Annotated in this window: 20 protein-coding genes and 1 pseudogene; 11 read left to right on the top strand and 10 right to left on the bottom strand. The window is 69.1% G+C overall.

Annotated elements, in window-relative coordinates; all coding sequences use genetic code 11:
* Positions 1 to 636 (bottom strand): ABC transporter permease, encoded by a 636-nt coding sequence (locus ML5_RS32575; RefSeq protein ID WP_201766706.1) that lies wholly within the window; start codon positions 634 to 636, stop codon positions 1 to 3.
* Positions 633 to 1,301 (bottom strand): ATP-binding cassette domain-containing protein, encoded by a 669-nt coding sequence (locus tag ML5_RS21110; RefSeq protein ID WP_013476074.1) that lies wholly within the window; start codon positions 1,299 to 1,301, stop codon positions 633 to 635. The genes ML5_RS32575 and ML5_RS21110 overlap by 4 nt, the downstream gene beginning before the upstream one ends.
* A gap of 382 nt (positions 1,302 to 1,683) precedes the next feature.
* On the opposite strand from ML5_RS21110, the gene ML5_RS21115 reads away from it, so the two are divergent.
* The 4 genes from ML5_RS21115 to ML5_RS21125 all read left to right on the top strand — a co-directional run bounded on the left by ML5_RS21115 (position 1,684) and on the right by ML5_RS21125 (position 4,280).
* The gene (locus ML5_RS21115; RefSeq protein WP_013476075.1) at positions 1,684 to 2,136 is read left to right on the top strand and encodes a DUF2752 domain-containing protein; all 453 of its coding nucleotides are present in this window, start codon (positions 1,684 to 1,686) and stop codon (positions 2,134 to 2,136) included.
* A 61-nt stretch (positions 2,137 to 2,197) separates the two neighbouring features.
* Positions 2,198 to 2,623: a hypothetical protein gene (locus tag ML5_RS31610; RefSeq protein ID WP_083816952.1), complete on the top strand. Its 426-nt coding sequence runs from the start codon at positions 2,198 to 2,200 to the stop codon at positions 2,621 to 2,623.
* Between the two features lie 71 nt (positions 2,624 to 2,694).
* Positions 2,695 to 3,351: a DUF305 domain-containing protein gene (locus tag ML5_RS21120; protein WP_013476076.1), complete on the top strand. Its 657-nt coding sequence runs from the start codon at positions 2,695 to 2,697 to the stop codon at positions 3,349 to 3,351.
* Between the two features lie 251 nt (positions 3,352 to 3,602).
* Entirely contained in the window at positions 3,603 to 4,280 is a 678-nt protein-coding gene (locus ML5_RS21125) for a C39 family peptidase (protein WP_013476077.1), read from the top strand.
* A gap of 92 nt (positions 4,281 to 4,372) precedes the next feature.
* Here the strand turns inward: ML5_RS21125 and ML5_RS21130 are convergent, their stop codons facing one another.
* On the bottom strand, positions 4,373 to 4,753 hold the full coding sequence (locus tag ML5_RS21130; RefSeq protein ID WP_049800113.1) for a hypothetical protein: 381 nt from the start codon (positions 4,751 to 4,753) through the stop codon (positions 4,373 to 4,375).
* Entirely contained in the window at positions 4,750 to 4,890 is a 141-nt protein-coding gene (locus tag ML5_RS32405; RefSeq protein ID WP_168168220.1) for a hypothetical protein, read from the bottom strand. The genes ML5_RS21130 and ML5_RS32405 overlap by 4 nt, the downstream gene beginning before the upstream one ends.
* A gap of 165 nt (positions 4,891 to 5,055) precedes the next feature.
* On the opposite strand from ML5_RS32405, the gene ML5_RS21135 reads away from it, so the two are divergent.
* Positions 5,056 to 5,418 (top strand): BlaI/MecI/CopY family transcriptional regulator, encoded by a 363-nt coding sequence (locus ML5_RS21135; protein ID WP_013476078.1) that lies wholly within the window; start codon positions 5,056 to 5,058, stop codon positions 5,416 to 5,418.
* The gene (locus ML5_RS21140; protein ID WP_013476079.1) at positions 5,415 to 6,338 is read left to right on the top strand and encodes a M56 family metallopeptidase; all 924 of its coding nucleotides are present in this window, start codon (positions 5,415 to 5,417) and stop codon (positions 6,336 to 6,338) included. Before ML5_RS21135 ends, ML5_RS21140 begins: the two co-directional genes overlap by 4 nt.
* Positions 6,339 to 6,371: 33 nt before the next feature.
* Here the strand turns inward: ML5_RS21140 and ML5_RS21145 are convergent, their stop codons facing one another.
* Together ML5_RS21145 and ML5_RS32895 are read right to left on the bottom strand one after the other, a co-directional pair.
* Entirely contained in the window at positions 6,372 to 6,665 is a 294-nt protein-coding gene (locus ML5_RS21145) for a glutaredoxin domain-containing protein (protein WP_227457211.1), read from the bottom strand.
* Positions 6,666 to 6,751: 86 nt separating this feature from the next.
* Positions 6,752 to 7,036 carry a heavy-metal-associated domain-containing protein gene (locus tag ML5_RS32895; protein WP_013476081.1) on the bottom strand — a complete coding sequence of 95 codons (285 nt, stop codon included), beginning with the start codon at positions 7,034 to 7,036 and terminating at the stop codon, positions 6,752 to 6,754.
* 241 nt (positions 7,037 to 7,277) lie between these two features.
* Between ML5_RS32895 and ML5_RS21155 the strand changes: the two genes are divergently transcribed.
* On the top strand, positions 7,278 to 8,699 hold the full coding sequence (locus ML5_RS21155) for an MFS transporter (protein ID WP_013476082.1): 1,422 nt from the start codon (positions 7,278 to 7,280) through the stop codon (positions 8,697 to 8,699).
* A gap of 125 nt (positions 8,700 to 8,824) precedes the next feature.
* Here ML5_RS21155 and ML5_RS21160 read toward each other — a convergent pair whose 3' ends face one another.
* Positions 8,825 to 10,435 carry a copper resistance CopC/CopD family protein gene (locus ML5_RS21160; RefSeq protein WP_227457212.1) on the bottom strand — a complete coding sequence of 537 codons (1,611 nt, stop codon included), beginning with the start codon at positions 10,433 to 10,435 and terminating at the stop codon, positions 8,825 to 8,827.
* A 298-nt stretch (positions 10,436 to 10,733) separates the two neighbouring features.
* Here ML5_RS21160 and ML5_RS33300 point away from each other — a divergent pair.
* Positions 10,734 to 10,846 (top strand): annotated as a pseudogene (locus tag ML5_RS33300) (IS5/IS1182 family transposase); the annotation flags it as partial.
* Between the two features lie 68 nt (positions 10,847 to 10,914).
* On the opposite strand, the gene ML5_RS21165 reads toward ML5_RS33300, so the two are convergent.
* The 3 genes from ML5_RS21165 to ML5_RS21175 form a co-directional block, all read right to left on the bottom strand.
* On the bottom strand, positions 10,915 to 14,091 hold the full coding sequence (locus ML5_RS21165) for an AAA domain-containing protein (RefSeq protein ID WP_128136010.1): 3,177 nt from the start codon (positions 14,089 to 14,091) through the stop codon (positions 10,915 to 10,917).
* 240 nt (positions 14,092 to 14,331) lie between these two features.
* On the bottom strand, positions 14,332 to 16,482 hold the full coding sequence (locus tag ML5_RS21170) for a DEAD/DEAH box helicase (RefSeq protein WP_227457214.1): 2,151 nt from the start codon (positions 16,480 to 16,482) through the stop codon (positions 14,332 to 14,334).
* Between the two features lie 276 nt (positions 16,483 to 16,758).
* Positions 16,759 to 17,472, bottom strand: coding sequence for a recombinase family protein (locus ML5_RS21175; protein WP_085983669.1), 714 nt, complete (start codon positions 17,470 to 17,472; stop codon positions 16,759 to 16,761).
* 408 nt (positions 17,473 to 17,880) lie between these two features.
* On the opposite strand from ML5_RS21175, the gene ML5_RS31225 reads away from it, so the two are divergent.
* Genes ML5_RS31225 through ML5_RS21190 form a run of 3 tightly spaced genes read left to right on the top strand, consistent with a single transcriptional unit; the run spans position 17,881 to position 23,172 of the window.
* Complete coding sequence (locus ML5_RS31225; protein ID WP_013476087.1) at positions 17,881 to 18,504, top strand: hypothetical protein; 624 nt, start codon at positions 17,881 to 17,883, stop codon at positions 18,502 to 18,504.
* Positions 18,504 to 20,582, top strand: coding sequence for a DEAD/DEAH box helicase family protein (locus ML5_RS21185; RefSeq protein WP_013476088.1), 2,079 nt, complete (start codon positions 18,504 to 18,506; stop codon positions 20,580 to 20,582). The genes ML5_RS31225 and ML5_RS21185 overlap by 1 nt, the downstream gene beginning before the upstream one ends.
* Entirely contained in the window at positions 20,575 to 23,172 is a 2,598-nt protein-coding gene (locus tag ML5_RS21190) for a DUF2510 domain-containing protein (protein WP_013476089.1), read from the top strand. Before ML5_RS21185 ends, ML5_RS21190 begins: the two co-directional genes overlap by 8 nt.
* The last annotated feature ends 170 nt before the right edge of the window (positions 23,173 to 23,342 follow it).

Below are 23,342 nucleotides of genomic sequence, written 5' to 3' on the forward strand. Positions count from 1 at the left end.
CTAGCCGATGTCGCCGAGCCGGCCGGCGTGCCCGGACGGGAGATCCACCATCCACGAGGTGACGAAGTGCGTCGGCAGTATCCGGGTGCCCACCCGCTCCTGGGCCCCCATCGCCGGGCCGAGGAAGACGTCCAGGATCCAGATCAACAGCACCACCACCGAGCCGTTGACCGGGTTGCTCACTAGCGTTCCCACGGCCGTGCCGATGGCGACGTAGATGACCGCCGCCATGAGTGTGCCGACCACCACGTGCCCCGGGCGGTCGATACCGGTCCGGAGCGCGAGTGTGACCAACGCGATCGCGCTGACCAGGACGGCCAGCGCCAGCCCGGTGAGCAGCCGGGCCGCGACCATGCGTGCCGGCCGCAGGCCGGCCAGCACCACCCGTTGGTCGGTGTCGCGGGTGGCGGCGCTCTGGAAGTACATGCCGATGCCGGAGAGGAACGCCGCCGACCACGCGGCGGTGGCGTTCTCGACCGCCGCGCCGCCGCGACCGCCGAGAATCCGCGCTGCGTCGGCCAGGGTGCCCGCCACCACCGCCACGAAGACGACGGGTACGACGACCAGCAGCAGCAGGTTCACCCGGTTGCGGGCGTAGTCGGCCAGGAACCGCCGCACGAACGCCAGGACGGTCACCGGGATGCCACCCGGCCGTCGGTGATGGCCACGATCCGGTCGAACCGTTCCTCGTCCACGACGAAGTGGCTGATGACCAGTGCGCTGCGGCCGGCCCGCCGGCGTTCGCCGACCAGGTCCCAGAACTTCTGGTACGTGTCCCAGTCGAAGCTCGCGTAGGGCTCGTCGAGCAGCATCAGTTCCGGGTCCGGCAGCAGGGCCAGCGCGAGGTTGAGCTTGGCCAGAGTTCCGCCGGAGAGCCGTTCGGCGCGGGTGCGGGCGTACCGGGGGAAGCCCAGCTGGTCGTACAGCGACTGCCGGGACCGCTCCGCCTCCTCCTCGGCCATGCCGTAGGCGTGGCCGAACAGATCGAAGTGCTCGTCGCAGGTCAGCCGGGGATACAGCTGCGGGCTCTGCGGGCAGTAGCCGATCCGCCCGCGGTGCGTCACCGTCCCCGCGTCCGCGCGCAGCGCGCCGACCAGGATCTTCATCAGGGTGCTCTTGCCCGAGCCGTTCTCACCGATCACCCCGACCACCTGACCTGGCCCCAGGTCGAGATCCACCCCACGCAGCACGGGCTGACGCCGCCGGAACGGTCCCCGACGGTAGGACTTGCGCAGGCCCCGCGCCGTCAGCACGGCCGTCCCCGGCGCCTGGTCGGCTATGGGGTCCTCACCGCCGGTCACACGTCACCTCCGTACGCACGGGGTGGGGGTGTGAGGGGTCCGTACTGCTTCAGCTTAGGGGGCGGTGGGGGAGGGGTACCGCCGTTACGTCAGGCCCGTCTGCTGCGGCTGCCACCGGCTCCCGAGTCGGCGCGGAGCCCTACGTCACCCGTTGGCCTCGCGACGAACAGCCGATCCCCGCCCACGGTGAGGGCCACGGGAGTGTCCCGGGTGGCTCCGCCGCTGGGCGACCAGATGCCACCGCTGATCTCCTTGGTGCGGGTCCCCTCGGCAGGGTGCCCAGGCGTGCCAACTACTATGCGCGGTTAGTAGACGCGTGTCGGGATCACTCGCTCCTGCCCCTCTCGGCACGTGTCCTCTCCTGGCACACGAGGAGGTGGCGATGCGACAGGTGGCGGGTTCCCCCCATCGCGCGACGCAGCGCGCGGCGACTCTCGCACTGGCCGGTGCCGTCGGCGCGGCGGCGGCGTTCGTTCTTCGCTTCGATCCGACCGACCGGGTCGCCGACCCCACCGGCCCCTGCCTCTGGCACGCGATGACCGGCATCAACGGTCCGGGTTGCGGCGGCACCCGGATGTTCTACTACCTGCTGCACGGCGACCTCCTCGAAGCGGCCCGCCACCACCTGGCCGCCCTGATCGCCGTTCCCTTCCTTCTCTACGCGGGCATTCGCTGGGCCGGCGTCGCCTGGTTCGGGCGGGAGCTGCCCGCGCTGCGGTTCTCGCCCCGCGTCTACTGGGTCTACGGTGCCGCCTTCCTGCTCTACAGCACCGTGCTGCGCAACCTGCCGTGGCCACCGTTCAGCTGGTTCGACATCCCGAACCTGACCCCTTGACGCGGCGTCCGCGGACCTCGATCTCCGGCAGGCGGATTTGCACCGACTATCCTGGTACAGCATGAAAAGCGCGAAGGTGGGCGCGTCGAGCGGGCCGGAGCAGCACGCGCCCCTGCGGCTGATGCTGCTCGTCGCCCTGGCCTTCGGCGTTCTCGGTATGCACACCGTCGGACACCATCCCTATCTCGGAGGCTCCGGCGTCGAAAGCACGATGGCGGACCTGCACCACGCACCCGTAGCGCCGGCAGGGGAGCGCAGCCCCAGCGGCTCGGACGGCCACGGTCACGGCGTCGACGCATTCGCCGTATGTCTGGCGGTGCTCGGCGCGGCGGTCGTCCTCGCCTCCCTGTCGATGCTCCGGCGATGCCGACGGGATCTGCCTTTATCCGCACGCGCCCGGCACTGGACGAGAGGTCGGGGATACGACCCTCCATCCCGACCTCGCCTCGGACTGCAGATGACCGCGGTGTCGGTCCTGCGGACATAGACCCTCGGGGCCGCCGGGCTCCCCAGCACAGGACCCTCTGCCAACCACTAGCGACAAGGACCATTCACTCGATGAAGCGAAACATCCTGCGCCGGACCGCCCTTGCCGGTGTCGCCCTGTCTGCTCTGCTCGTCACCGCCGCCTGCGGCGGGGGCGACGACATGGCCGGCATGGACCACGCCAGCAGCAGCCCGTCGACCGGCGCCTCGTCCGCGGCGAACGGTACGTTCAACGACGCGGACGTCATGTTCGCCCAGATGATGATTCCGCACCACCAGCAGGCCGTCGAGATGGCCGGCCTCGCCCCGAGCCGCGCGAAGGACCCGGAGCTGAAGGATCTGGCCGCCAAGATCAAGGCCGCCCAGGATCCCGAGATCACCACCATGAAGGGTTGGCTGACGGCGTGGGGCAAGCCCACGTCTGCGCCCAGCGGCCACAACATGCCGGGGATGTCGGCCTCGCCCGGTCATGACATGCCGGGGATGAACTCCGACATGCCGGGCATGATGTCTGACCAGGAGATGGCTGACCTCACCGCCGCCATGGGCACCGACTTCGACAAGAAGTTCGCCGAAATGATGATCGCCCACCACAACGGCGCCATCGAGATGGCCAAGACCGAACAGGCCAACGGCAGCAACCCAGACGCCAAGGCTCTCGCCGCCAAGATCGCCGCGGACCAGGCGGCGGAGGTGCAGACCCTCCAGAAGATCCTCGACCGCCTGTAGGCACGTACCCGTCCGGCCGGGCCCGAACTCTGCTTCGAGCCCGGCCGGACCCTTGCTGGGCCGTTGAGTGCTGTGTCCCTGTGGCCGAGGACTCACGGGTGGAATGTGGGCCCCGTGCCGCCAAGTTGTGCTCACCGCATGCCGGAGCCGGACGCTCCGGCATGCGCACATCCGGCTCGCAGGCGCGTGCCGACCCGAGAAGAGCGGTGAGTGGTCCGTGACCGCCGCGGCTCCCCGAGGAGAGGCGATACATGAACAACCCTGCCCGACGGCTTTCGGTCAGCCACACACACAACTTTGCCATGGTGAGAAAATGCGTGGCCGCAGCGGGAGTGGCTCTTGCCGGCATGATCGCCGCAGGTCCGGCGACAGCTGCCTATGCCGCCCCGGCTGCCGCGGCGACAGCCAGAGCAGCTTCTGCCAAGCAGGTGAACGACTACACGTTCCAGGCGCAGCCCAACATCTACTACTGCGGTCCTGCCTCCACGCGGATCGCACTGAGCGCGCAAGGAAAGATGGAAGACCAGGACAAGCTGGCGAGCGAGCTCGGCACCACCTTCGCCGGCACCGCCTCGGCCTTCGAGATCACCCGCGTGCTCAACGACAGTCTGGGCAGGCAGATGTACAAGACCGTGGAGATTCCCAACGAATCGGCCAGCGCCGACGAGGTGACCCGGCTCAGGACCGACCTCACCAAGGCCATCGACGAGCAGCGCATCCCGGTGGTGAATGTCATCGGTACCGCCGTGGACGCCGAAGGCATCACCCGGTCCTTCCCCGTCGGGCACTACCTGACCGTGGTCGGCTACGACAGCGACGGAGGACGTCTCAAGATCGCCGATCCCTGGCAGCCCGTCGGCGACGGCACCTACTGGATCTCGGCTGCGGACCTGGCGAACTGGTCCGCCTCGCGCGGCTACTCGGCCTGACCAGCACCGTGGCCCCTCGCCGTTCTGGCGAGGGGCCACGATGCGGCTCGGCGATCCGACGACGGATCCCTCCACCGCGGTCGACCCGACGATCAGGCCCAGATCACGTGGGTGAAGACCATGGTGCCGTCGGCGAAGTGCCGGACGTAGGTGGAGTGCCGGTCAGCGCGCGAGCCGCTGACCAGCGTGCCCCAGGACTCCGGGGAGTTGCCGCCCGACGCGTTGGCCGGCGCGGAGCCAACCGTGCTGGTCGAGTCGACGTGCGAGTACATGGTCACCAGCTCGTCGTAGTCGTGCTGGTTGGTGCTCGGGTCGTTGGTGTAGTCCATGCAGGTGCCGAGGTTGGCGTTGTTGAAGTTCTCGTCCTGGTGGTCCAGGCCGAAGGTGTGGCCGACCCCCTGGCAGGTGGCGAGGTTGCGCCACGCCGGCGTGTTGTACTGGGCGGTGTTGAAGTAGGTGTCGTTCAGCTTCACGGGCTCTGGGTGATGTGGGTGCCGCCGGTGACCGAGATCGAGGCGATGCCGAGCCAGCCGTTGTTGCCGTAGGCGGAGTTGCAGACCTCCACCCGGCCGGCGGTGGCCTTACAGGTCTTCGGGCTTGCGGAATGCAACTTTTTCGCCTCTCGTGAATATGGGCCACCATTGAGGTCGTCCTGGGACAGCGGGACGCTCCTGAGGTATCGGGACTCTGCGCTCGCCAGCCGTCACGGTTCCGGCACGCCCTGCTGGCCTGGCGGGCCGCCCCGCGTACCCTTGCGGGCACGAAGGGAGCGCACGTGGCAGAGCTGGGCAGACTCGAAGCGGCGGTCATGGACGTCCTGTGGCGGGCGGACCAGCCCTTGCTGGTCAGAGAGGTCCTCGACGCACTGACCGCCGACCGTGCTCTGGCCTACACGACCGTGCTCACTGTGCTCGACAACCTGCACCGCAAGGGTTGGGCGGCGCGGGAGAAGGATGGCAAGGCATACCGCTATCGCCCCGCCGGCAGCCGTGAGGAGATCGCCGCTCGCACGCTGCGCCAGGTGCTCGAGACCAGTACGGACCCCGACCTGGTGCTTCTGCATTTCGCCAGGTCGGCCTCGGATCGGGAACTGCACATCCTCAAGCAGGTGCTGCACGAGCGGGAGCCCGGGGCGTGAGCGTCGCGCTGGCACTGGTCGCTGGTGTCGTGGCCGCCGCCTGGTGGGGGCCCGTCGCGCTGCGATTCTGCTTCCGCCACGTCGCCGACCCGGTCGCCGTGCTGCTCGGCTGGCTCGGGCTGATCGTCGCCGTGACGGCCACCTTCGGCGTCGCCGTCGCCGTGCTGCTCGCCCCGGGCGCCGCCCACGAGTGGGCACTGCATGACCTCGCCCGGCTGTGCTGGCACTGGGCGCAGCCCAGTCGCCCGCAGGCCCTCGGCGAGGTCCTCGGGGCGGCGGGCGCTCTGACCATGTTCGCGGCGTTCATGAAGTTTGCCGCGTCGTGCGTCCGCCGCACACGGACGGCATGTCGCGCCCGACGCGCTCACGCGGATCTGCTGACTCTCTCCGGCGGCGCGGCCGAGCCCGGTGCCAGGGCGGTGCTGTGGATCCCGCACGCCACCCCGTTGGCGTACAGCCTCGGCGGCTCCGGCGGCCTGACCGTCCTCGCCAGCTGCACCCGAGACCTGCCGGCGGATCAGCTCGCCGCGGTGCTGAGCCACGAACGGGCCCATCTGCGCGAGCGCCACCACCTGCTGGTGTCCGCCGTGGAAGGGCTCGCGTCGGCCGTCCCCTGGCTGCCGCTGACGCGGGAAGCACCCACGGCGGTCCGCCTGCTCGTCGAGCTGCGCGCGGACGCCGCAGCCGTAAGGGAGTGCGGCCAGGCGGCTGTGCGAGATGCGCTCTTGAGCTTCGCTGGTGCGCCCCACCCGCCGTCCGCCCTGTCGATGGCCGGGGGAGAGGTGGGGATCCGGTTGCAGCGGCTTCAGTCGCGTACCCCCCACGGCCGCAATCTCGCGACTCGGACCGCCTTCGCCGCGGTCGCCCTCGGGGCGCCCGTGGGCATCGGCATGCTCGCCGCAGTCATCACCTGTCTCTAGGCGGCGCGGACTCCGGCGGGCGCGGTGGAGGCGTCAGCTGGCGAGGCCACCAGTTTGATGGCGGTTGCTGGCCAGGTGCGCGCGCAGTTGGTCGTCGGTGGGCTCGACCAGGAAGCTCCCGTCCGGCCAGACCAGGGTGGGAATGCGGCGTTGCCCCTGCTGCAGACCACGGATCAGGTGCGTCGCGGCCTGGTCCTCATCGACGTCTACGTACACGTACGGGACGCGGGCGGCGTCGAGCAGCGCTCGGCTGCGTCGCACGTCCGGGCACCAGCCGGTCCCGTACACGACGAGCTCATCCTGGCGGGCTTGATCGTTGATGGTCAACTCGTTCTCCTCGTCGCCGGGACGGATGGCAAGGCTGCATCCCCAGGGCACCCACCAGCGCCCTGGGGATGCGGGATGCCCGCGGCTCAGTCCACGAGCTGGTAGCCGGCTCGCTGCACGACCGCGCGGACCTCGGCGGTGTCCAACGGGTTCTCGCTGAGCACCGTGATGGTGCCCGTGGCCACGTCGGCCTGAACGTCAGTCACGCCCGCGATCTCGGAGAGGTGCCCGGTCACCTTCTTGGCGCATCCGCCGCAGGTCATGCCGGACACCTGGTAGGTGCTCCGGGCGCCGCTGCTGGTGTTCTGGGCTGCCGGGGCGCTGTCGATCGTGACGGTGCCGCAGCCGCAGCTCGATTCATTGCCGCACATGGAATCTCCTCGGTGTCGCAGACGATGGCGTGACGGTGCGCAAGGCCCCGTCCTGGCGACGGTCGGTTGTATGCCGTCCCACAGGACTGAAGATACCCCTCCCCGGTATCTGTCTCAAGATCTCGGCTAATCCAGCGGCGCGCTGGGGATGTCATCCGGATCACTTGACGGTAGATACCGATGGGGGGTACAAACTTGCCACTACCTATACCCCCTAGGGGTACCTGAAGGAGTGGCTGTCATGTCGTCCACCTCGAAGCGCTGGTGGGCCCTCGGGCTCATCGCCCTGGCCCAGTTCATGGTCATCATGGACACCTCGATCATCGGTGTCGCCCTACCACGGATCCAGGCGGATCTCGGCTTCTCACCCGAGAACCTGTCCTGGGTCTTCAACGCCTACGTCGTCGCGTTCGGCGGCCTGCTGCTGCTCGGCGGCCGGCTGTCCGACCTGCTCGGCGCCCGCCGGATGTTCGCCGCCGGCTGGCTCGTCCTGCTCATCGGCTCCGCCGCTGCGGGCCTGGCCGACAGCGTCGCCGTCGAACTCGCCGCCCGCGCCGTCCAGGGTGCTGGTGCGGCGCTGATCGCCCCGTCGGCGCTGACCCTGCTGATGATGCTCTTCGGTGCCGAGCCCAGGGAACTCACCCGGGCCCTCGCCCTCTACGGCGCCGCAGCACCCGCCGGCGGCACCGCCGGAGTCTTCCTCGGCGGCGTCATCACCGAGTACGTCAGCTGGCCCTGGGTCTTCTACATCAACCTCCCCATCGCGGCCCTCGCGCTGCTGGCGACCCCGCTCCTGATGCCCGCCGGGGGTACCCGCCGCGGCTCACTGGATGTCTTCGGCGCCCTCACGGTCACCGTCGGTCTCGGCGCCGCCGTGTACGGCATCGTCCGCGCCCCCGAAGTCGGCTGGGCCTCCGGGCAGACCTGGCTGGTCCTCGCCGGCGCTGTCGTCGCGCTGGCCGCGTTCGTCGCCATCCAGGCGGCCCGCCGCGAGCCGCTGATGCGGCTGTCGATCTTCCGGGCCCCGAACCTCGCCGCCGCCAACATCGCCCAACTGCTCCTCGGGGCCGCGTGGATCCCGATGTGGTTCTTCCTCAACCTCTACCTGCAGCAGGTCCTCGGCTACAGCGCCTTCCCCAGCGGCGCCGCGCTGCTGCCGATGACGATCCTCATCATGATCGGCATGATCACCATCGCCCCGCGGGCCATCGCCCGGTTCGGCGCGAAGCCCATGGTCGTCACCGGCCTCGCGGTCCTCGCCGTCGGACTCGGCTGGCTCGCCCTGGTCCGCCCCAACGGCACCTTCACCGTCGACGTCCTGCCCGCCTCGCTGGTCGCGGCGCTGGGCATGTCGCTGGCGTTCATCCCCTCACTCGGCACGGCCATCTCCAGCGCCCGGCCCGAGGAGGGCGGACTCGCCTCCGGCATCGTCAACACCAGCTACCAGGTCGGCTCCGCGCTCGGTCTAGCCGCGATGACCGCCGTGGCCTCCGCCGCCGGTGCCGACCGGCTCGGCGACCTTGCCGCCCTGACCGACGGCTACTCCGCGGCATTCCTCGGCGCCGGGATCATCGCCGCCGCAGGCGCCGTCACCGCCGGACTCACCCTGCGGTCGGAGAAGCGGGAGCCGGCCGAGACCAGCGAGCCGGTACACGTTGGCTGATCTGGCCGTCGTCGCGACACGCCGGGCGCCGGCGCGGCACAGCCGCCGCCGGCGCCCGGGGGTTGCACGACTCCAACGGTCATCGCCTCCGTAGGCCGACCAGCCTCGGCCGATGACGACTCCACCTAGGTTTCGGAATTCACCAGAATCGCGGTAGCGACCACCACAGCCATCATCAGGAACGCCTCGGCCACGACCGTGCGCCGCAGTTGTCGGGTGCCATCCGCGGCGCGATCGTCCAACCTCGGTACCACGCGCCTACTGTTGTAGAGCCCGACGAGTGCAACCGCCGCGACGATCGCGACCTTGACCAGGAGCACCCGACCCCAACTGGTGCTCACGAGATGTGCCGGCCGCTGCAGGATGAGCAGTGCGAGAACAGCGCCCGCCACGCCGGTGAGCACGACCGCGGCGCTGGCCGGAATGGAAAAGCGCACTGCCATCTCCGCAGCGCCCGTCGGCACGCCCGACCGGGCACGACCCAGCAGCAGGACGGCCAGGAGGAGGACCCCGCCGACCCACACTGCGGCAGCGATGGTGTGGGCCAGATCGGCCACCACAACGGCCGCTCGCGGCTCGGCGGTGACGGTGTGCCCATCGAGGAGGAAAGAGCCCAGTAACAGCATCACCGTGACGCCCAGCAGCACCGGGCGAACAGCCCGCGCTCGCACGCGCTGAGCCGCCCCACTCGTCGCATCGCCCCCTGCCACCGCCACAACCAAGGACCGTGAGGTCGTCGGAATTGCGGCGACCGTCGGTATCGAGTGACGACCCACAGCATGACGTCCCCGGATCAACGCCGCTTCCAGCGTCCCGGACACGAATAGACCGGCCGCGCCCATGAGCCGCAGCACCAGGCCGGCAGCTACCGGAGTCCGACTCAGCGCGGCCAGCGCCGGCGTACCGGCGCCCGAGGTGAAGGTGCCCTGCTCGCTGAACGCCGCGGCCAACGCCGCCAACTCCAGCGACGCCCCAACCGCTACCACCAGCCCGGCCGAACGCACCCACACCTGGACCACCCGGATGTCGCTACGGGTGCCGACCAATGTCGTCAGGGCGAAGACGAGACCGCCGACACCAAGCAGGATCGCGCCGTAGCACAGCCAACGGCCAACGGCACCGACAATGCTTGGCCCTGGCTCCGTATCGCTCGGGTGGGCAACCGCATGTCCCCGTGGATGCGCCGATGGCAAAGTCGAGGGCATCCCAGAGTGGCCGGCATGCGCGTGCGGGCTGCCCGTCGGGTGGGGTGTGGGTGTCACTCCCGGCGTCCCCGGCGGTGAGGCCACCGCGAAGGTGATTACACCTGTTAGGGGATGTGCGTCGGGTGCTGCGACGCTCCACCGCAGGTGGAACGTGCCGGCAGTCAGGGGAGTGCCCGGGTGGACCAACCACGTGCGGCCCTCGTCGGGCGTGTGACTGCCCGCAGGCACGGCGTTGCCCATGCCGTCGGAGAGCTTGAAACCCGCACCCGTGGGTGTGCCGGCGGCACTGAACGTCAGCCGGATCTCCCGAACCGTGCCATCGATCCGCGCGCCGTCGGCCGGAACGGCCCTGACCAGCTTGAAATGCGCGGCGGCAGGCGAAGCAAACCCGAGCGCCACGACGAGGGCCGGAAACAACGCCAGCCACACCCGCAGTGCCCAGCGTGCGGCGTGACGTGCTGACGGCTGACGACAAGCGGGACGCGACGATGCAGCAAGCAAAATCAGGCCGCCCGACGACGCCGCTGACAAGACACTGTCGATCCTTCCCCCGAAGGAGGCGTGGACCCGATGCCCACCTATCACTCTTACCTGGCGGTTGCCATCCTAGGGCAACTACTAGCACCCGATAGTAGGGGCATCCGGCCTCGAGGACTTGAAAAGCCCCTGCGGATGCGCGGCGATCCGAGGCGGGTGTGTGATTAGGGCGGACGACGGGTCTGAGGTCACGATCTCCTGTGCAGCAGAGGCGGACCCTGAGTCGTCGGTGGCATCGGCCCCAGAGGACGTCTCGCAACTCGGTACCCGGTCCATGGTGGATCATGTCGGGGTGGAGGTGATCTTGGCAGCCCGCCAGGAGTAGATCTTCCGTTCACAGGGCGGCAGCTCGGCCTGTTCCGCAGGCTGGTGCGACTGGTCGCCGAGCGTGGCGGGAACGCGATCGGTGCGACACCGGCATTGTGAGTAGCGTCCAACTCCTGTCAGAGACCGTCTGCAGGGCTCCCCACCCGTCAGCGCAAGCTCCGGCTGATCGCCATGTCGCCGCCGATCGGCTCGCTCGGACTTGCACTCCAGCCGCAGGTAGCAGCCCGTGTGTTGGCGGGGTCGGCGACGCGGGCGTAGCAGCGCCAACGCCAGCCTTCTTTTGTGCGGTGCAACGCGAGCGTGGTGGTACTGCAGCAACGCTCGCATATGGGTGGTGACTGACGGAACTGAGCCGCACTTTCGTGCTCAAGTATCTTGCGTGCGAAGTGGGCGCCTTCCATCACGAGCATGACTTCACGGCTTTGGCGTTGTGAGAGTACGTTGAGGCTTCCAAGGAGCACGACTCGCTCGTCGATGACGACGATCTTCTGGTGCATCTTGTACATCTCGACGATGATCGGTCCGGCTGCGCGGAGTGTCGCAAGGTTCTGCTGCGCGTTGGCGGTGCCCTGTAGGTGGTCTCGCGCGTCTCGGACGAAAATGATCACCTGAACGCCCCGTGCGATGGCGTCTGCGAGCACTGGTGCCACGGACCTGGTGCGATTCGTCGTCCAGGTGGCCCACATCCAGATGGAGTGGCGTGCGGAGTTGAGATGCTCGGTGAAGGTTTCGTAGAACTGCTTCTCATCCTGAATTTCGGCGACGCGGACATGTTGGGCCAGGATGTCCGCCAGGTCGCTCCCGAACTCTCCGAGAGCGGGGCGGTCGGGCTCTGCCACCGATGGTGCGGTGATCAGCCGCTCTGCGGGCACGGTGCGAATGGGGTCACCCAGTAACGGCGCGAGGTGGGCGAGCGCGGTGTCTGGCGGCGCTCCCTCGATAAGGTCGCGGCTGCCGATGAGGTAGAGACGGTTCTTAGTACGGGTGACCGCGACGTTGAACAACTTGAGGCCTTCGCGGGCGAAGCCGCCGCGAGAGACGCTGGCTTGAGCAATCCATCGAGGCTTGCCATCGTCCTCGACGAGGTCGAGCACCACGACGTCGAACTCTCGTCCTTGGAAGCGGTGAGCGGTGCCGACCTCGGTGGGCTCGGTGCTGGTCTCTTCCCGGTCGCGTAGCGCTTCAAGCGTGGCCTCGGCCTGCGGGTTGTAAGGAGTGATGACGCCGATCGTCTCCCCGCGGGAGCGGTGATAGTCGGCCAAGGCCCTGCTGATGAGCGCACCCGCCGGCCACCAGCCCTTCGTGCGGCCGGTTGCCCGCACGGTGGCGAGGTCTCCGAGCCTGTCGGTGTCGATGAGGACGATCTCCGGGTCGTCGTTGCCCCGCTTCGGGATGGTGGGTGCGGCGCGCAGCAGGCCGTCGTACGCGATGGCGTTGGCCACGTGCATGACGTCGTGTCCGAAGCGGTGTTGCTCGTCGAGCACGGTGCAGCCGGGGTGTGCGATGGCGTCGGCGGCAACGGCGACGCCGCACATACCGAACACGTCGTCGCACAGCCACCGCTGTACGTCGGGACGTTTGCTGTCGGTGAGGGGCTTCGGCAGGACAGGGCCGAGTTGCATGAAGTCACCGAGCAGCACCGCGGTGGTCGTGGCGCGGGACACCGCCAGCAGCGTTTCCGGGATGGTGGCGGCGCCGACTTCGTCGATGAGTACGACGTCGTAGGGCCCGTCGAGGAGGACGTCAGCGGTACGCAGTCGTGCGAGGGTGGTAGCAATCAGGCGCGCCTGGCGTATCAGGGTGGCTTCCGCATCCCGGCGGAGACGGTCGTAGTCGTCGTGGGCCTTAGCGTGCTCCTTCTCGAGGCGGGACCGGGCACACGCTTCGGCAGCGACGCGACGGCGCAGCGCCTGCAGACGCTCGTACTGGGCTGGCAGGTCGTGACGATCGGCCTGCTCGACAAGGGCCAACTGTGCTGGTGTAGCGCGCGGTGCCGCCTCGGCCGCCAGCAGCCGCAGCTGAGCCGTCTCCTGTTCGGCGATTGCCGCGGACAGGTCAGCGCTCGACGCTTCGCGGGCTCGCTGCGCCTCGGCCAGAGCGTGGTCACGGCCAGCGATCTGCTCGCGGGTGTACCGAGCCTCGGCCTCCAGCGCAGCCACCCTCGGCTCGCTGGATCGCTGGAACCGGCTGAGGAGAGACTCGTTGCGTTGTACCTCTTCCTCGAGCGCGGTAAGCATCTCCTGCTGCTGGTGAAGCAGCCCCCGCAGATGCTGCAGCTGGCGCCAATCTCGGGTCCGCGCCAGTAGACCGCCGCTCTGAACAGCAGCCAGCTGCGCCTCGGTGCGGTCGCGCTCGCCCCGAGCGGCGAGCAGCCGCATCGCAACCTGGTCAGCCTCCTGCTGAGCCAGCGCGCCCTGCCGCCGAATGTCGTCCAAGGCATCCAGAGCGGCTCGTGACTCCGAGGCGTCCGCGACCGCGGCTCGCGCTTTGCGAACTGCCGTCTCGGCGCGCGCCAGCGCGTGGCGACATGCGATGACGTGATTCCCGACATCCGCCACCTGTTGCGCCAATCGAGGGATGTTTCGGTCCCGGTCAACCGCCGCCTGGGCGCTTGTGTGCTCGTCCGGGTTGTAGTCGGCGACGAGCTCTTCAACAACGCGTAGCTCGTTGACCGTCTGCTTGAGCGCCAGCAGTTGGTTCTGCACCTTCAGCCGTCGTTGCTCGGCCTCGGCCAGCGCGGCCTTCACGAGATGGGCGAGCGACACGTCGGGGTCGGTGGCGATCTCCCGCAGATGAGGCGGCCCGACGCGGATCAGTTGTCCTGGACGGTGCCGACGATGCCTAATCACTCCGGCGAGGGCGTTGTCGACGGCGATGTTGGTAGCCGACACCAGTAAGACACGCTTACCGCTGGCGATCAGGGAGCTGACCGCCTCGCTGAGCACCCATGTCTTACCTGTGCCCGGAGGCCCCCACACCAGGCGCACACCCGGACGCAGACAGGATGTGTACGCCTCGCACTGTGCTGGGGTGAAGCCCGCAACATGCTCCAGCGGCTGAGGCGCGGGCGAGAGGCGGCCGGCGGCGAGGTCTCCGGCCAGACCCTCCGGCTCTACGGTGGCCAGGACCTCGCGAAGCCGATCTAGCAGGTACGCGGGAGACTGCCGCAGCTGCCACAGATAGGCGTCAGCGAGGTCTACGAAATCCGCCACCCTGACCCGGAGCTGCTGCCCCTCCTGCATCACCTCAAGCGGCCGGTACCCTCCCTGATCTCCCCTCGGCAGGGTCGGGCCGGCCACCCGCAGCGCATCAAGCTGTTCCATGTCGGCACGTGACCCGCGAAGGTCAACGCGGTACCAACCCGGCTCGGCAGTGGGGTGCGCGCGTCCCACTCGCCCCCACGTCGGCCTGCTGGTACCACCCGCGACCGACCTCCACACATCGACCACCGAGCAGACTTCCTCGCGCCACCCCGACACGATCACCTCCGAATGCTTGCCAAGCCAGCTGAGGAGGATCCGCCGTCAGCTCTGGGAGGCATGCGCTACGGCGCCATCGCGCCGTCAGCCAACCGGCCGTTTGTCGAGCCCGAGCCGCTGCCGCTCGACCATGATGATTCGCTGCTCAAGTGGGATCGCCTCATCGGTGAGCAGGCCGTGGTCGACGTAGCGGCCGTCGACCGCTGACGGGTCCGCTCTCTTCGCGACGCTGTCGTGGGCATACGCGCGGATCAGCGCGGTCTTACGTCCAAGCATCTCCAACAGCCGCTGGTCGACGGTGTTCCTGGCGAGCAGGCGATGCACCCGCACCCCGCGGGTCTGCCCCATCCGGTAGCACCGTCGGATGGCCTGCTCTTCGGCCGCAGGCGTGAGCTGCGGTTCGGTGAGCACGACCACGGACGCCGCCGGGAGGTTCAGGCCCACCCCTCCGACGGTGATCTGACTGATCAGGACCGCATGACCGTCGAGTGCGCTGAACTCGTCAACGACCTGTTGCCTGGCAGCGGGAGCAATGGCACCCGTGAGCAGGAAAGTCGGCGAATCATGCAGACTCGCGCGTACGCGGTCCAGTACCTCCAAGAAGTAGGAGAAGACCACGACCTTCCACTGGTTGTCTGCGGCCTCTTGCACCACCTCGCGTAGCCGCTCCACCTTCGCCGGCACTGCTGACTCGTTCGTCACCACGGCAGCACGACGCATGCTGGCGAACTTCCGGTCTTGGACCGCCTGCCGATAGGCACGCGCTTCAGCTCGACCCATCTCGACCCAGTCTTCGACCTCGATCAGGTCCGGAAGCTCGGTGAGGACGTCCTTCTGGTTGCGGCGGAGGTAAACATCGGCGACCTTGCGGCGGAAGTTGTCGGCGCCGGCCAACCCGTCGGTGATGTTGATCGTGGCCGCCACCGCTGGGTTGAGGTATCGGATCAGGTTCCGGAACTCCTCGACCCGGTTCAGCACTGGCGTACCGGTCAGGAAGACCGCTCGCGGAGCTTGAGCGAGATAAGCGGCGACGGCCTGAGACCGCTGAGCCTTCGGGTTCTTGATCTGCTGAGCCTCGTCGACGATGACGAGTCCGGGACGGAGGTCACCGGGTAGGGAAAGCCGACTCAGTGTCTCGAAGGTCGTGACCGCCACACCTCCATCGGCGTGCCACTGTCGGACCGCGTCGTCGCGCTCCGGCCCGTGAAGGCGGTGAGCGGTCAGCGTGCTGTGGAGGGCTACCTCCCCGAGCCAGTTGACGACCACGCTGGCCGGGCAGACGACGAGAAAGTGGCGCTCTCCGGCCGCGGCGAGATGGGCACAGACGGCGATGGCCTCAATGGTCTTGCCCAGCCCCATCTCGTCCCCGAGGATGCATCGCCGTTGCAGGAGCGCGTATCGCACTCCGAAGGCCTGATAGCCGCGCAGCGTCACGCGGAGCTTTCCCAAGTCCAGACCGATCTGCCCGGCCCGGTTCTGCAACGCCTGTGGCAGGTGCCCGTGGGCCGCCGCGCCGTCTGCAGCCCTACCGCTGACCCTTTCCAGCAGCGTGGTGTAGACCGCTGGATGTTGGGCGAAGTCCGCCCACAACTCCTCGTGCCCGCTTGCACCTGCCTGGGCCGCCGCGCGCTCCCACTCGGTGAGCAGCGCCCCTGCGGCCTTCGCCTGCCGACTGGCAAGAAGGCGCTGGACATCCGCGACTGCGGACCACACAGCCGCCTTGGTGGCCGCCCGAGCTAACACCAAACCTGCCAGGCGGGTGGCTGGCCTCGCCCTACGCAGCGCACCGGGGAGATCGTCCGTGAGAGAGCCGATCCGGGCGGTGCTGTCGGCCTGCAGCCGTGTGATATCGCGAAGCAGCCGCAGAGCGCGCAGCAGCGGATCCAAACCTGGATCTCTACCGTCGACGGCCAAGCGGACAGTCACGTCTTGCTCGACGAGGCGCTGCATCGTGTGCGCCGCCTCCGCGACTGCCGCCGCACTGTGATTTCCCACCCCCTGCAGCCGCACAAGATCGTTGTGCGATGCTCGCAGCACGTCCAGGACTGTCCGATAACCCGCACGCTCGAGAGCTGGAATGCTTCGCACACCTTGCCGCACCGACCGCAGCTCTTGGACAGGCATGTTCCGCAGCCGCTCAAGCACGGCGGCATGATGCGCTTGGCGATACAGCTCCGTCGCCTGATGTTCAGCAGCCCTGCGAGCTGAGCCGAACAGGTCCAGCTGCTCGATCAACAGCTGTCCACGGCGCCAGGCCTCACGGGCGACCGCTCGACCAACGGATGGCTCTGCCGTGTCCCGGGGCTCTGATCCTGCCGCTCCCCGTTGGCCCAAGCTGCTATCCCTTCTAGCGGCTGGAACAACCAGCCTGCGTCAGGTCGACACCCGAGGCAATGAGACGGCGATGTCGGATGGCTGATAGACAAGCGCCACTTGAAGCCGGGACGGCTCGACGCCCAACACCGGGTGCTCTCCGGCCAGGCGAGCTGGCCTGATCCTTTCGCCCGGCGGTCAGCGTGCTTGCGTCGTGATGGTGCCGCCCGCATGCACCTTAGATGCCGGGCTGGCAGGTCCAGGCCGAAAGTTCGAGCGCCTCTGCCGTCTTGCGATGCTGGCCACGCTGCGGCCGGTGAGCCGCTGCTCGAAGATCCACCGGACGTACGGGGCGGTGGCCGGGTCGGGTTCCAGGCGGTGCAGACGGCGTCCCCAGGCGGCGTGGGCGCGGTTCGGATGAGGACCGGCGTCGACCAGCCGGTAGCCGTAGGGTGGCCGGCCGCCGAGATGTCGACCCTGCAGCTCGGCTTGGGCGCGCAGGGCCGCAGTCGTGCGATGCTGCGCCCGGGACACCTCCCGCTGGGAGTGCACGCCCAGCAGGTCCAGCAGCGCCAACTGTCGGGGGTTGTTGAAGTCCACCGGCCCATAGGTCTCCGGAAGCCACAGCTGCACACCATGCCTGAGCAACGTGGGGGTCATCTGTTCGAGCTGCTGGCCGTGAAAGGCACGTTCGTACTCGCCCACGACGATCGCGTCGAACCCGCGCGCCGGGTCTGCTAGCGCGGCGAGCAGCCGTGCCGCCTGCGGCCGATCCGGCCAAGCGATTCGGCGAGAGACACCCTCGTCGAAGAACTCGACCACAATCCGACCATGACCAGCAACAAGATCTTCGGCGTAGCCGCACTGCCACCGGCACGACGACACTCGATCCTGGAATTCGACCGTGGACATCCGGCGTAGAACGCGAACCGCAGCCCATCGGTAGATGAGGTGAACCGTCGTGGCCGTAGCTTCCGCTGCCCGGTGGCCCACGACGAAAGAGTGCCCCGCTCCGGGGGTGTCGTCATCCTCGTCGACATAGGACCTCCACGATCGGCGTGTCTACCCCCGTCCTGGGGCCAGAGTAGGAGGGGCGGCTGATTCATGCAGGTCCGCCACCCTTTCGGGTGGTATTAACGACATCCGGCCGAGTGGCTGACGGGCAGCGTCGGGGCAAGGTCTGTCGGCGACCCTGGCTGCTCGTTGATAAGGGTGCGCCGGGGCGGCGCAGCGTGACAACATAGCCGCCCGTCGGTACGTTACGTACTGGTTCTGCAACGCGGCGCCGCTGCCGGGCGCCGTTACGGGGAAGGTCGTCAGATGAGTTCCCAGGCGCCGCTGTGGTTCCCGCGCTTCGCGGACGTGCCGGGCGTCCGCTACTCCCCGCCGGCAGGGCTGGACGTGTCCAAGCTCAGGCAGCGCAGCGTCCGCCCGACGGTGGACCATTGGCCGGACATGCCGCCGTCGCTGAGCTGGCCGCTGCCGAACGGAACCACCAGTGAGGCCCCTGCCGGTGCTCACCGTCTCGATGATTCCCGTAAGGCGACGACGGCCCGGGTGCTGCGCACCCTCGCCGAAGCCCTCGAGCTACCCGGCGAACCCGCCGACTACCACTTCGCGATCCAGGAGGTCGTCTCGCTGTTGTGGTCGCGCCGCGCCGAGGGGCCGCAGGCATTCGTCGAGCTGGAGCGGCTGGGCTGGTTAGACCTCCAGCTGATCCAGGCCTGCCCCGACGCGGTCACCTATGAGCACCGTGACGGCGGGGTGCGGTTCGTTAGCATCACGGCGTTCCGGACACTTCTTGACCTCTACCTCACCGAGGGGGCACTCGGCGACGCAGCCCAGGTGCTTGAGCTCGCCGACCGGTTCGACAACGGCGACACTCCATCGGCCCGGCGGGCACGGGAGCGGTGTGCTGCGTTCGCCGCGGAGGACAACAGCTGATGATCCCCGCCCAGGCGGGCAAGGTCACGTCGCTGGCGGACGTGCTGCCCAGCGACTCGTTTCTCGAGTGGGCGTTCCTGCGGTGGGTACTCACGCCGGCCGCGTCCCACGCGATCGCCGCTCGGGTCCGCCCGCAGGCGGAGGTCACTGTCGACGGGCGCACCTATCGCTTGGACTATGAGATCGTTGGGGACGAGCTGACTGTCGCTGTCGAGCTCGACGGCTTCGCCGTGCATGGCACCCGTGCGGCGTTCACGTACGACCGGCTCCGGCAGAACGACCTGATCGCCACCGGCCGTGCCGTCATTCGGTTCTCCTACGATGCGATCCGCACCGACACCGCCCGCTGCATTGCCCAGCTTCAAGCGGTAATCACCCGCGACGCCGCGCTTGCTCTCCTCGTCGTCCCCGATCCCCATGTGGAGGCGCCCGACATGGCCCCCGACCCGATGTGGGCGTTGGCGCCCTCCCCGCGCGCCGCGGCGGCGACGTCCTCCGGGTACTTCGTCGGCGTCCGTTCCGCCGTTGACGTCCGCACCCTGCGGGAGTGTCAGAAGCAAGCATTCACCGCGCTCGGCAACTATTACGGCTCCGGTGGCACGAAGGCCGCCTGCGTGATGAGCGTCGGTGCCGGCAAGACCGTCCTCGGCGTGGTCGCGGCCCTAGCGTTCACCCGGCGCCGCGCGCTGGTCGTCACGCCGGGCAACGTCATCCGAGGCACGTTCGACCGCGCCTTCGACCACCAGGCGCCCGGCAACGCTCTCTACGGGCTCCCCGGTGGCCCGCTCATCCCCGGCCGCCGCCCGCCAGTGGTGCGGGTGCTCGACCGGGACACCGGCGGCATCCGGCGCGTCACTTGCGAACAGTTGCTCGCCGCCGACGTGATCGTGACCAACTTCCATTCCCTGGGCACCGGTGACGACCCCGACGACCTGCTGGCCAAGCTCGCCCCCGGCGACGTGGACATGATTGTCGTTGACGAGGCGCACATCGCCGCCGCGGAGTCCTATCAGCGACTGTTCGCGCACTTTGCTGGTGCCCGGTCGCTGCTGATGAGCGCCTGCTTCACCCGCCTGGACGGCAAGCCGATCGATGCCGACGTCGTCTACCGCTACCGGCTGATCGACTCCATCGCCGACGGCAACGCCAAGAACCTGCGGTTGCTGCCTTTCATCCCCGACACCGCAGTGACCACCTACGAGCTGGTGTGGCCCGGCGGGCGCCGGGAGGAGATCGTTGGACGCGACGCGCTGCTCGCTGTCCTCGGAGACGAACGCAAGCTGTCGCGGATTACCGCGCGGTCCACCGAACCCATCCGTCAGGTCATGCGGGTCGTGGCCAGCGCATTGGGCGCTCAGCGGGAGCTGCTGTTCCCGGTCAAGCCGCGGGCGCTGTTCGCGGCGATGGGTCAGGCACACGCCGAGCAGATCTCCCGCATCGCCAATGAGCACGGCATCGCCTGCGACGTGTTGCATCACTCGATGACTGACGCCAAGATCAAGCGGGTTCGTGAGCGATTCGAGTCCGATGCCGGCGACCTGGACGCGGTCGTGCAGTTGAAGATGCTCGGCCAGGGCTACGACTTCCCGCCGATCTGCGTTGTCGTCCCGATGCGCCCGTACGGCAGCTTCAGCGAGTTCTACCAGTTCATCGGCCGCGGGATCCGGGTGCTGCTCCACCCGGCGCTGATCGGCCGGGTCGGCCCGGAGCAGCAGTTCCTCGACGCCGTGCTGCACGCTGAACTCGGTCTCGACGAGCACCTGAACACCCTTTACGCCGAGAACGACATGGACCCAGTCACCGGTGATGCGAAGCTCGATGCCCTCCCGGGCGGCACCCGGCCGCCGTTGCCCGGCACTACCGGCGGTGACGAGGCCGGCCGGATGGACGCCTTCGTCCTGTTCGAGCGCGGCGAGATTGCCAGCCGCGTGGTGTACGACGCCGACCGGGTCGAGACCCGCCGCGCGGAACGCGAACGGGAGGCGCTGGCCGCCCGGTACGCCGCCTACGCGGCCAGCACCGCCGACCCGGTGAAGTTCGAGCAGTACGTCGAGGTGATGCGAGGCATGCGTGACTGACAGCCTGGGACGCCGGCTGGCCGCGACCACCGACGCAGAGGAGTGGCTGGCCGTCGAGGACGAGGCCGGTGCCGGCAAGCGGTTCGCCGCGGTGGACGGGCTGCTGGCCGCGGTCACGTCTGCGGCGTTCGCAGGCAAGCCCCCAGTGCGGGTGACCGCCGCCGGAGCCACCAGGGCGCTCACGCTTCGGCACGTTCCCGCCTCGGCCCGTGCGGCGCTCAAGGAGGGGTTCGACCTCGCCACGCAACAGGCGGCGGGCGCGTGGTGGCTGCCGGAGTCCGCGCCGATCAAGCCAGGAACGGTCAACCTGCCCGCGTACTACGCCATCGAGCCGCAGTGGGCGATGAACACCGCGGCGACCGACGCCGTACGCGTCGAGTTCGGCGGCAGCCCGGACGCGCTGGCCAGCTGGGCGCTGCTTATTCCGTTCGCCAACGCCCTCTACGCGCCGCTGATCCTGCGCGGACCCGACGCCGGCGCGCTCGAGCCCGCCGCCCGGGACGCCTCCTGGGCCGCGGTCGACGCCTTGTATACCGCGCTTGGACTCGCGAGCGAGAACGTGCGGTCCACGCTGACCCGGATGCGTCCGGGCAACGGCTGGTCGCAGCTGCCAACCGCGGAGCAGATTGCGACGAAGGTGGCGCTGCTCGACGCGCTCCGCCAGGTCGTCGGCCGGCAGACAGTCCGCCGTTGGCGCGCCGAGGTGCTACGGCCGCTGGTGCGCCGGTACTACGCGAAGGCGAACAAGGACGCGCCCACCGCACGCGTGGTACTGACAAAGGCGCTGCAACCAGCGACCGCCGCCTACTTCGGCGGCAACTGGCTGGCGCTGCTGGACTACCTCGGCGAGGCCGTGGCCGCCAGCGAGGAGATCACCACCGCTCTGCCGGAGCCGCGGCTGTATGTGCAGGCCTCAGCGAAGGTCGAGCAGGTCGCCGCGGAGAAGAACCTGCCGGTCGCGGAGGTCGCGAAGATCCTCGCCAGCTACCTCGGCACCGACGAAATCCGTTCCCCAATCCAGCGCCGCCTCGACGTCCTGCGCCGCTACTGGACCGCGTTCGACACCGTCCACGCGCGGCAGGCCTCCGGCATGCCGGCGCCACCGGACCTGACGCCGGGCCGCGGCTTCGACATCGGCAAGGACGTGCCATTCACCCGTCCCGATCTCGAGCGGGTTCTGCCCCCGGCCGTGCTCGCCGACATCGAAGCCCTATGGAACGGCGCATGCGTTCCTCGCTACCCCGACCGCATCGTCTCGGCGCTGTTTCCACACGCGGAGATGGTCGCTGCGTTCGGCCCCGCTCTGACCTTCTGGAACAACATCGCGCTCACCTGCTGGTTCTACTGCGAGGGCCCCTACTCCCGCACCGACATCGACGGCGCGGCCGAGTTCTACAGCCGCAGCGTCAAGGCCCTCGCCGCCGCTGACACACCGGTCGACCCGCAACTGTTCGCTGATCTGCGCGCCGCGCAGCAGCGGCTGGGACCCCCGCAGGAACTGTGGGCAGACCGCCGCGTCCTCGAAGCAGGCCCCGGCGTCAGCATCACGATGTCGATGGGCGGGGGCGTTCGCCGCGACGGGTTCGAGATCCTCCGCGACATCGTTACCACGCACCGCCGCGCATGGGCCGCCCAGAACCTGGAGACTGCGCTGAACCGCGCCTGGGAGGAGCCGCTGCGCGAGCTCGCCCGCCAGGTGAACCTTGCCGTCGCCCGCCGCGGCAAGCTCCCTACCCTCAAGCAGTTCGCCACCCTCGGGGCGCCGGTCGCCAATGCGTGGTTCGGCGGGGACCTCGCCGCGCTCTACGCCGCCGTCGGCGAAAGGGCACCGGTCGAGCAGACTCGCGTGCAGCTGATGCCCTATGACCGGGCGGCGTTCTGCAATCAGGTCTTCACCGACCTCGGCGGCCGGTACGTGCCCAACAGCCGCGCGGTTGAGGACATCGAGGGCAACCGCCTTTCGTGGGACCTCCGGAGGCTGGCCGCCGAGGCCCCCCGATTCGTCCAGCTCGAGGAGGCGCTCGACCGGCCGCCGACTCCGGAGGAATTCGGCGCGGCCCGGCTCACCTGGCCCACCACCGTTCCCTTCAACCGGTACGCTGCTGCCGTCCGGCAGGTCCGTGCCGGACTCGACACCGTCCGTCAGACCTCGACCACCACGGAACAAGCTGCGAGCCGGGTCGCCGGCACGGAGCCGACGATCACCTCGGTAGGGCCGCCAGCGTCGGCATCCCCGCCCGCGCGGATGGCTCCGCTCGGGCGGTCATGGGAGTCCACCGGCCAGGCAGCTCCGGCCCGACCCGCCCCGGAGCAACGGCCAACCCCTGCGCCACCGTCGACGCCCGCTACCGCGGCGCAGCCAGCCCCAGCCCCACCAGGGCAACCGCCCACACCGCCACCTGCGGTCTCGCCGGACGCCGACACCGCGGCCCCCGAACGACGCTCAGGCGTGCTGGGGCGGCTGCTCGGCCGCCGGCAGGCGTCGGCCCCGGCAGCCCCAGGCGCCGGCTGGTACCCGGACCCCCACGTGCCGGCGCAGCTGCGCTGGTGGGACGGCGCCGCGTGGACGGAGCACATCCACAGACCGTGACGACCGACCCGAGCGAACTACTGGCCGGTTGCGCGCTCCCAGCCTTCGGTCGTAGTCCCCTCCTGACGCGAGGTAACGAGCCGGCGGATACCGGGGCGTAGGCGCGGGCCGCCTGCTGATGCGCGTGCTCTCGCGGCGACGACAGGCGCGGGATGTCCAGTGCCTTCATT

Origin of the sequence: Micromonospora sp. L5 (assembly GCF_000177655.2) — a bacterium.
GTDB lineage: Bacteria > Actinomycetota > Actinomycetes > Mycobacteriales > Micromonosporaceae > Micromonospora > Micromonospora aurantiaca.

Coding starts and splice junctions, on each gene's coding strand:
- ML5_RS32895 (WP_013476081.1), bottom strand. CDS start 7,036: ATGTGCGGCAATGAATCGAGCTGCGGCTGCGGCACCGTCACGATCGAC.
- ML5_RS21155 (WP_013476082.1), top strand. CDS start 7,278: ATGTCGTCCACCTCGAAGCGCTGGTGGGCCCTCGGGCTCATCGCCCTG.
- ML5_RS21185 (WP_013476088.1), top strand. CDS start 18,504: ATGATCCCCGCCCAGGCGGGCAAGGTCACGTCGCTGGCGGACGTGCTG.
- ML5_RS21165 (WP_128136010.1), bottom strand. CDS start 14,091: ATGGAACAGCTTGATGCGCTGCGGGTGGCCGGCCCGACCCTGCCGAGG.
- ML5_RS21125 (WP_013476077.1), top strand. CDS start 3,603: ATGAACAACCCTGCCCGACGGCTTTCGGTCAGCCACACACACAACTTT.
- ML5_RS21175 (WP_085983669.1), bottom strand. CDS start 17,472: ATGTCCACGGTCGAATTCCAGGATCGAGTGTCGTCGTGCCGGTGGCAG.
- ML5_RS31225 (WP_013476087.1), top strand. CDS start 17,881: ATGAGTTCCCAGGCGCCGCTGTGGTTCCCGCGCTTCGCGGACGTGCCG.
- ML5_RS21115 (WP_013476075.1), top strand. CDS start 1,684: ATGCGACAGGTGGCGGGTTCCCCCCATCGCGCGACGCAGCGCGCGGCG.
- ML5_RS31610 (WP_083816952.1), top strand. CDS start 2,198: ATGAAAAGCGCGAAGGTGGGCGCGTCGAGCGGGCCGGAGCAGCACGCG.
- ML5_RS21120 (WP_013476076.1), top strand. CDS start 2,695: ATGAAGCGAAACATCCTGCGCCGGACCGCCCTTGCCGGTGTCGCCCTG.